Raw genomic sequence first — 2413 nt, 5'->3', positions numbered from 1 at the left:
TGGAGAAGAGCCTCGCAGAGTTCCGTCGTCCGCAGACGACGGAAGGAAAGAAATCTCCGTCATTTCCGGCGACATGCGCGTCGGAAATGACACCTCTCATGACGGACAGGGCGACTTTTCTGCCAGAATCGAGCCCTGTCCGTCATGCATCCCTCTGTCGAAAAAGGCCTTTGGCCTTTTTCGACAGGCTGCGGCGGCGCGCCGCCGTCTCGTTACAGGATAATACAGATCAGTCCGCCGGAGCCCTCGTTGATAATACGCTGCAGGGTCTCCTGAAGCTTGCCCCGGGCATCGTCCGGCATGCGCTTGAGCTTGGTGTTCAGGTCCTCGCTCACCAGTTCATGGAAGGACTTTCCGAAAATATTGGACTGCCAGATGGCCTTGGTGTCCCCCTCAAATTCCTGCAGCAGGAAGTTGACCATCTCTTCGGATTGCTTCTCGTTGCCCACGATGGGCGACACCTCAGTCTCGATATCCGCCCGGATCATATGGATGGAAGGTGCGGATGCCTTCAGGCGTACGCCGTATCGTCCGCCCTGGCGGACGATCTCCGGCTCTTCCAACACCAGCTCATCGGTGCCGGGCACTACGATGCCGTAGCCGGTGCGCCTGACCTCCTCCAGGGCTCCCGCAACTTTGTCGTATTCCCATTTGACATGGGAGAGCTCCGACAAAAGTCCCAGCAGATCCCCATCGTCGTGGACGGCAAAGCCGGACTGCTGGGACAAGGTCTCGTAGAACAGGCTCCGCGGCAGATCCATCTGGGCTGCGGCCAGACCGGTTCCCAGACTGATGGACGTGATGCGGGCGCTGCTGACCGTATCGCACGCCCCGATGGCGGCGACCGCGCCTTCCACATCGCGGATGCGGTGCATGCCGCCGCAGCCCTCCCGGATGGCGGCGTACAGTCCGCTCTTGATGGGATGGTCGTAGGGCAGCGCGTCCACCCAGGGGGGCAGAAACAGATCCAGCTCCTTGACCGGGAACTCATAGAGCACACCCTTGATGATGTCGGTGACCGCCCGCTCATCCAGCTCCAGACAATCGGCGCACACACAGGTGACGTCATACCGTGAAATAAGATCGGCCCGGATGGATTGGGCCCGGTCCGAGTTTGGGTAGGCGGAATTCAGTACCACCAAAAAAGGCTTTCCCAGCTCCTTGAGCTCGGTAATGACCCGCTCCTCCGCCTCCAGATAATCCTCCCGCGGGATATCGGTGATGGTCCCGTCAGTGGTCACCACGATACCGATGGTAGAGTGCTCCGCAATGACCTTGCGGGTCCCGATTTCGGCGGCTTCGGTCATGGGAATTTCGTAATCGAACCAGGGGGTGGTGACCATGCGCGGGCTTCCGTCCTCCAGAGAGCCTACGGCGCCGGGCACCATGTAACCTACACAGTCGATGAGCCGCACCGAAAAGGCGGCCCCGTTCTCCAGCGTGACTTCCACAGCTTCCTCGGGGACAAATTTGGGTTCCGCAGTCATGATGGTGCGGCCGGAACCGCTCTGGGGCAGCTCGTCGCGGGAGCGCTCTCTCCGGTAGACGTTATCGATGTTCGGAATGACCATGGTCTCCATGAAGCGTTTGATAAAGGTCGACTTCCCCGTCCGCACCGGCCCCACCACGCCGATATAGATATCTCCCTCGGTACGCAGGGCGATATCCTCGTAGATCTTGCGCTGTTCCACTTGCAATTCCTCCTTCGGCCCCACGAGCCGGTCGTTTTCTCTACATAGGTATGGGGATAAGCCATGAAATATGCTTCCTCTCCCACACCCGGCCGGAGGAATTGCAGGGCATGCCGTTCTATGAGATCCTACGCCCGATATGGGCGCCGACCGCTTCCAGCGTATCCGCATCCGCAATACCCGCGTAGGCCCGGCGCGTAAAATCAGGCCGCCGTCCCCCGCCCCAAAGGCATACCGGCTGCCACCCCCGGTAGACCCGCTCCGCCCGAATCTCCGCAATGGCACGGCAGGCCCGCTCACCGCGGAAGCTCAGCTCGCTCTTTTTCAGGTTTGCGGCGGCGCCCATCGCATCTGGATCCGCCGATTTCCCACGGTCCGTTCGCTGCGCCCCAAAAGCGCGTCATCCACGCGGCCAATGGCGCGGAACAGCTGAATATTTGTCACAGCGCATAGCCCTCCGCAGAATAGGCTTTCTCTCTTCTTAGTATAGACGAAGATCCGCCGCGTTTCCAACGCCTGACGGAAAAAAGTTCCCCCGGCGCGGCCGGGGGAACAGCGTTCTATTCTTCTTCGGTTGGTTCTGCCGGCTTTGTGCGGGGCGTCCCGTTTCCATCGATCCCCTTGGCGTCCAGGCGGTGGTTCACCCACTCCCGCACCAGAGCGTAGAGCACCGCGAACGTAGGCACGCCCAGCACCATACCCGGGAACCCGAACAGTCCGCC

General features: G+C 60.8%; 2 protein-coding genes. One reads left to right on the top strand and one right to left on the bottom strand.

Annotation, left to right across the window (positions count from 1 at the left end; all coding sequences use genetic code 11):
- The coding region (locus tag MR825_RS02390) for a hypothetical protein (RefSeq protein WP_287878576.1) at window positions 1-223 on the top strand (223 nt) is incomplete at its 5' end.
- Here the strand turns inward: MR825_RS02390 and spoIVA are convergent.
- Window positions 213-1691: a stage IV sporulation protein A gene (spoIVA, locus tag MR825_RS02385; protein ID WP_186906446.1), complete on the bottom strand. Its 1479-nt coding sequence runs from the start codon at window positions 1689-1691 to the stop codon at window positions 213-215. The genes MR825_RS02390 and spoIVA overlap by 11 nt on opposite strands.
- Window positions 1692-2413: the final 722 nt, after the last annotated feature.

The sequence above is a fragment of the Lawsonibacter sp. genome, assembly GCF_022777125.1.
Taxonomy (GTDB): Bacteria; Bacillota; Clostridia; order Oscillospirales; family Oscillospiraceae; genus Lawsonibacter_A; species Lawsonibacter_A hominis.
The sequence above is the reverse complement of the archived record's forward strand: the minus strand, read 5'-3'. Positions and strand labels throughout refer to the sequence as shown.